General features: G+C 69.1%; 7 protein-coding genes and 3 pseudogenes. 8 read left to right on the forward strand and 2 right to left on the reverse strand.

Annotation, left to right across the window (positions count from 1 at the left end):
* Nucleotides 1-147 (forward strand): annotated as a pseudogene (locus ABZT17_RS44835) (4-hydroxy-2-oxovalerate aldolase); the annotation flags it as partial.
* On the opposite strand, the gene ABZT17_RS44840 reads toward ABZT17_RS44835, so the two are convergent.
* Nucleotides 131-652, reverse strand: coding sequence for an SDR family NAD(P)-dependent oxidoreductase (locus ABZT17_RS44840; RefSeq protein ID WP_356357951.1), 522 nt, complete (start codon nucleotides 650-652; stop codon nucleotides 131-133). The pseudogene ABZT17_RS44835 and the gene ABZT17_RS44840 sit on opposite strands and share 17 nt — an antisense overlap.
* Nucleotides 653-896: 244 nt before the next feature.
* Here ABZT17_RS44840 and ABZT17_RS44845 point away from each other — a divergent pair.
* The 7 genes and pseudogenes from ABZT17_RS44845 to ABZT17_RS44875 form a co-directional block, all read left to right on the forward strand.
* Nucleotides 897-1,223: pseudogene (locus ABZT17_RS44845) on the forward strand (MFS transporter); the annotation flags it as partial.
* A gap of 163 nt (nucleotides 1,224-1,386) precedes the next feature.
* Entirely contained in the window at nucleotides 1,387-1,689 is a 303-nt protein-coding gene (locus ABZT17_RS44850; RefSeq protein ID WP_356357952.1) for a hypothetical protein, read from the forward strand.
* Nucleotides 1,690-1,939: 250 nt separating this feature from the next.
* Nucleotides 1,940-2,116 carry a hypothetical protein gene (locus ABZT17_RS44855; RefSeq protein WP_356357953.1) on the forward strand — a complete coding sequence of 59 codons (177 nt, stop codon included), beginning with the start codon at nucleotides 1,940-1,942 and terminating at the stop codon, nucleotides 2,114-2,116.
* A gap of 6 nt (nucleotides 2,117-2,122) precedes the next feature.
* Nucleotides 2,123-2,401 (forward strand): SDR family oxidoreductase, encoded by a 279-nt coding sequence (locus tag ABZT17_RS44860; RefSeq protein WP_356357957.1) that lies wholly within the window; start codon nucleotides 2,123-2,125, stop codon nucleotides 2,399-2,401.
* Nucleotides 2,402-2,592: 191 nt separating this feature from the next.
* Nucleotides 2,593-3,600 (forward strand): alcohol dehydrogenase catalytic domain-containing protein, encoded by a 1,008-nt coding sequence (locus tag ABZT17_RS44865; RefSeq protein ID WP_356357954.1) that lies wholly within the window; start codon nucleotides 2,593-2,595, stop codon nucleotides 3,598-3,600.
* 554 nt (nucleotides 3,601-4,154) lie between these two features.
* A complete protein-coding gene (locus ABZT17_RS44870; RefSeq protein WP_356357955.1) occupies nucleotides 4,155-4,361 on the forward strand; it encodes a hypothetical protein in 207 nt (68 codons plus the stop codon).
* Nucleotides 4,362-4,394: 33 nt separating this feature from the next.
* The gene (locus ABZT17_RS44875) at nucleotides 4,395-5,402 is read left to right on the forward strand and encodes a zinc-binding dehydrogenase (RefSeq protein WP_356357956.1); all 1,008 of its coding nucleotides are present in this window, start codon (nucleotides 4,395-4,397) and stop codon (nucleotides 5,400-5,402) included.
* A gap of 56 nt (nucleotides 5,403-5,458) precedes the next feature.
* On the opposite strand, the pseudogene ABZT17_RS44880 reads toward ABZT17_RS44875, so the two are convergent.
* Nucleotides 5,459-5,536 (reverse strand): annotated as a pseudogene (locus ABZT17_RS44880) (Hsp70 family protein); the annotation flags it as partial.
* Nucleotides 5,537-5,541 lie beyond the last annotated feature (5 nt).

The raw sequence follows: 5,541 nt of genomic DNA on the forward strand, positions 1-5,541 counted from the left end.
AGCTTTCTGCGGCACGCCGAGACCGCGGCCGAGCAGTACGGCCTCGACGCCCGCACCATCCTGGCGGAGGTCGGCAGGCGCGGCCTGGTCGGCGGCCAGGAGGACATGATCGTGGACATCGCCCTCGACCTCACTGCCTGCGGTTGACCCAAGCGGGAGGCGCCCGGGGCGAGGAAGACCGCGGCCCGGGGGAGTGCTCTGCACGCTCCGCTCGCCCCAGCGGCCGTCCAGCAGGCCGAAGCTGAGGTCCGTACGGAAGCAGCCAGGAGCAGGTTGTCGACCCTCCCCCGAGGTCGGCCCACTCGACGGCCGGCACCTTCGTGCCCGCGTGCACGGACCAGATGTTGATGATCGAGCCCGGCCGCCGCGCCAGCATCACCTTTCCGGCTTCGCGGCAGTGGGCCGTGGTCCGTACGGCGTCCGGGGCGGCGGCCGGGCCGGGCAGTACCGGCGCCTTGCCGCCGTGCGCGGCCAGTTCGGGCTCCAGGCTCTCCAGGTCGGCCGCCATGCGGGCGATCACGGCGACATCGGCCCCGGCCTGGGAGAGAGCGACCGCGACTGCTCGTCCGAGCCCCTTGCCCGCGCCGGTCACCCAGGCGGTTCCAGCGTCGAGCCGCAGTTCGGTGGCGCGACGCGCCCGTGGCCGGCCCACATCCCGTTCCGCTCAGCGGTCTTCGCGGTGCCGGAAGCGGATGCCGGCGGTCACAGTGAGCGGCACCGAGCCATGGGAGTTCAGGCCGGCCCGGCCGAGCGAGAGGACTGTGATGTCGCCCAGAGATGTCGCCCGGACCCCCCGCCCCCAACGACCTGTCCCGCTGATCATCGGGATACTCATCCTCGCCGACGTCGTCAGCGCGTTCGAGTCAACGATGATGTTCAACGCGCTGCCCAAGATGATGGGGACGTTCGACGTCACCGCGGTGGAGGCCAGTTGGACGCTCACCGCGTTCGCCCTGGTCGCCGCCACGTCCGCCGCCGTGTGCGGCCGCCTCGGTGACATGTACGGCCGCCGCTCTCTGTTGATCGGCCTGTTGCTGTGCGCGGCGATCGGATCGGTGGTCAGCGCCTGTGCGGGGTCCCTCACCGTCGTGATCATCGGGCGTGCCGTCCAGGGAGTCTCGGGAGGCAGCCTGCCGTTGTGCTACGGGATCATCCGGGAACACCTGCCGAAGGACCGGACAGCCGTCGGAGTGTCGATGGTTGCGGGCGCCGCGATGCTGGCCGGAGCCGCCGACACCGTGGTCTCGGGAGTCATCATCGACACGCTGAGCTGGCACTACATCACGCGTCGGCTGGCCCGGCGCCGTCCTGTTCGGCCCGGCCATCGCCCTGGTCCTGCTGGGCATCACCAACTCCCCCCGGTGGACGTGGACGGACGCGCGCATCGTGGGTTCAATCGTCGCGGGGCTGGCCCTGTTCGTCGTGTGGACCGCGTGGGAGGTGCGCCACGCCAGTCCCCTGATCAACGTACGCCTCTTCCTCGACCGAAAGCAGGGGCTGGCCCTGCTCGCCAACGCCCTTCTGTCCGCAGGGGTGTTCGGCGCCACCGGCCTCGCCCTCCAGCTGCTGATGCAGACGCCGACCGCCGCCCCGGTCGGCCTGGGCATGAGCGCCACGGCCGCGGGCATCGCGACCTTCTGCGCCTCGAGCCTCGGTTTCCTGCTCTCCCCCTTCAGTGGGCGCCTGTGACGGCGTTTCGGCGGGCGCCGCTCGCTGCTGCTCGGTACGGCCTTCGGCGTCCTGTCCGCCGTGACCCTCGCCCTGCTCCACACCCGGTGCCACGGATGATCTGCGCGATCGTCGTACTGAACATCGCGCTCGTCTTCATGCTGACCTCGATTCCCAACCTGGTAGTGGAGGGCGTTCCGGTGGAGAACACCAGCGAGGTCACCGGTGTGCACGCCGTCGCGCGGACTGCGTTCTCAGGCGTCGGATCGCGATGCCGGGCTGCGCTGCGATCCTGGTCGCCTCCCTTGTCGCCCATACCTACGAGCCGAGCTCGTCCGTCGAAGCCCTGCTGCCCGAACCCCTCGATCCCGTGCTTGATGAGCGGCTCGCGGCGGCGTTCAAACCGGAGGACCGTACCGGCGGGACGGCCTGCCGCGTCTCCACGTAGGGTCTGCTGTCCTGGTGCCGGCGCGAGGCCTGGGCGTGGGGGCAGAGGGGCGCCCGCGTCGTCTCCCTGTCTCCTGGACTCATCGCCACGCCGATGGGCGCGGCGGAGTTCGCGAACAACCCCGTCAAACACGACTTCTACGCCAGGACGCCACTCGCACGGGAGGGCACCATGCCGGAGATCGCGGATCTGGTGGAGTTCCTGGCCTCCGACCGGGCGTCGTCCATCTGGGGTACGGACGTCCTGGCCGACGGCGGATTGGCGGGCACCCTGCGCGGTGGTTGAGCTCACCGCGACCTCCCGGAAGTACTCGGGAGACGTCGGTCGACGAAAGCGTCCGCACAGCGGGAACGGCCAGTCGCACCGTGCCGGCGCCGCTGTAGCTTGCCGCGAACGATGTCTCCGGGCGGAGCGGTCGGACGTCCTCGGCGTGCGCCCGGCGCATCCAGCGTTCATGTATGAGGAGAGGACCCACGATGAAGTCCGCCATATACAACGGCCCGCTCGACGTGACCGTGACCGAGATCGAGACGCCCACCTGCGGTCCCAAAGACGTCCTGCTGCGCAACCTGCACGCGGGTATCTGCGGATCGGACGTGTCGGTGTACCGGCACGGCCCCGGGGCCCACCAGATCCTGAGCGGTGAGGAGTTCGGGCACGAGGTGGTGTCCGAGGTCGCCGAGGTGGGGCCGGAGGTGACCGGGCTCTCCGTGGGCGACCGGGTCTATCCGTACCCGCTGCTGGTGAAGGGCGATCCCGGACGGGCCGGGTGCATCGGAGGCTTCTCGGAGTACATCCATGTCCCCGACTGCCGGGTGGGCGAGCAAGTCTTCGAGGTCGACGACCGCATCCCCACGCCGGTCGCGGGGCTGATCGAGCCGTTCACGGTCGCGCACCGCGCGGTGCGCCGCTGCCGTCCGCAGCGGGGCGAGAAGGCCGTCGTCTTCGGAGCCGGCACCATCGGCATCGCGGCCGCGGTGGCGCTGAAGAGCTTCGGCGTCACCCAGGTGCTGGTGGTCGACCTGTCGGAGCTGCGGCTGGAGAAGGCGGAGGGCCTCGGCTTCGAGGTGTGCCACGCGGGCCGACAGGACGTGCGGGAGCGGGCCGCCGAACTGTTCGGCCAGGTCACCACGCTGCTCGGAACCTTCCCCGATGCGGACATCTACGTCGAGGCGGCCGGGGCGGACGAGCTGTACGAGGCGATCCAGGCGATGGCGAAGCCCGGTGCCAGGATCGGTGCTGTGGCCGTCCACCCCAAGCCGGTCCCCGTGAACCTGGTGCGGCTCGCCTACGGTGAGCAGGAGATCATCGGGCCGGGCGGCTACCGGCCCGAGGACGTCGTAGACGTCATGAAGATCATGGAAAGCGGGGTCTTCGACCTCGCCTCGATCATCACCCACACCTACGAACTCGACCGCATCGTCGAGGCGATCGAGATGGCGGGGAACCGCGAATCGGCCCTTCACGTGGCGATCGCCTACTGACGTGAACCGCCCGGGCCGCCGCCCACCGCAGGCGGCCCGCGGCGCGTCACACGCCCGCCCCGGCCCCGGAGAAGGCGAAACCCACGTACTCGGCGTGCTGGGGGAAGAGCGGGGCGGCGGTGCCCTTCATCAGGCTCGTCGAGGTGGGAGGCCGTGCCCTGGGGGCCGTTCGGGAAGAAGGAGCGGGAAGAAAAAGTTGGGGAAGCCCGCAGCATGACACCGCGGTAGGACCCCGGGCCGTCCGCCCAGAAACCCGCCGGCGCCAGCCCCTCACGGCCGCGCACCCGCGATGTCTCACCGACCAGCAGGGCGACCTTCACGCTGGAGGTTGTACCGATCGGTATATCAAGCGGTGTTACGGCAACGGATGCGGAAGCCGTCGGGCAATGGTCCGCCCGCACCGGGGTGTCCTTCCCCGGTGGTAGCCGCATGGTGTAGCCAGCTACACCATGTATTTGGGAGTCTGATCTCTCGCGCGGTTCCGGCCGGATCGGAAGTATGGGTGGTGCGAGTTCCGCTCCATCAAACCTTCCAGCCCTCATTCGGAGTGCACGATGAAGAAGTTCCTTCTGTCCAAGCCGGTCCTGTGGTTTCTCTTCCTGTTCAATGTCGTCGCCGCCGCGATCGTTCCTTTCGCCGTCGACGGTACGCAGGGAATCACCGCCGCCATCGGAATGGGACTCGTCTCCATCAAGGCTGGCATTGGTCTGCTGTGGAAGAGGCGGAAGTCCGCGCAGTCCACCCACGCTGCTCAGGCCTGACAAGAAACACAGAGAAAAGGACGTCGAAGAACAATGAAGGCTGCCGTCTACAACGGACCCAAGAACGTCGAGATCGTCGACCTGGCCACCCCGGAATGCGGCCCCGATGACGTGCTGCTGCGCAATCTCTACGCCAGCGTCTGCGGCTCGGACATCTCCGTGTACTTCCACGGGCCCCGGGCCCACCGGATCACCCCGGGAAGCGAGTTCGGTCACGAAATGATCTCCGAGGTGGCGGCCAAGGGAGCCAACGTCAAGGACCTGGAGGTCGGCGACCGCGTGTACCCCTACCCCATCCTTGCGGCCGGCGACTCCTCCCGCGCCGGCACTCTCGGCGGCTTCTCCGAGTACATCCTCGTGCCCGGCTGCGAGGTCGGACGGCAGGTCTACCCCCTGCCCGACGCCATCCCGACCAAGACCGCGGCCCTCATCGAGCCCTTCACGGTCGCCACCCACGCCGTCCGCCGCGCCGGTCCCCAGAAGGGCGAGACCGCCATCGTCTTCGGCGCCGGCACCATCGGCATCGGCGCCGCCATCGCCCTCAAGCACCTGGGCTGCTCGACTGTCATGGTCGTCGACCTGTCGGACTTCCGCCTGGCCAAGGCCGCCGAACTCGGCTTCGCCACCTGCAACTCCGGCACCGAGGACCTCAAGGCCAAGGCCGTCGAGGTCTTCGGTGAGGCCCGAGCCCTCAAGGGCACCACCGCCGATGTCGACATCTACGTCGAGGCCACCGGTGTCGACGCGCTCGTCGGCGCCTACCAGGACCTCGGCAAGGTCCACAGTCGCATGGTCGTCGTCGGCGTCCACGCCAACCCCGTGCCCGTCAACCTGTCCACCCTGGCCTACGCCCACCAGGCCCTCATCGGCTCCGGCGGCTACACCCCCGAGGACGTGCAGACCGTCCTCGCCATCATGGAGAGCGGCGAGTTCGACATCCCGTCGATCATCACCCATGAATTCCCCCACGGCGAGATCGAGAAGGCCATCGTCACGGCCAGCGACGTGAACAACGCACTCAACGTGGTGATCAGGTACTGACAGACCGCCCCGGCCCACGCCCCGGCCCCGGTCCACCTCCTGAGGAAGGCCACCTCGATCTGGGGCACCCCGCGCGGGGCGGGCGGCAGACCGGTGAGGTCGAAGACGCCCAGCTTCTTGTTGTACGCGGCGATCTCCC

Source organism: Streptomyces sp. NPDC005648 (assembly GCF_040605395.1).
Taxonomy (GTDB): Bacteria; Actinomycetota; Actinomycetes; order Streptomycetales; family Streptomycetaceae; genus Streptomyces.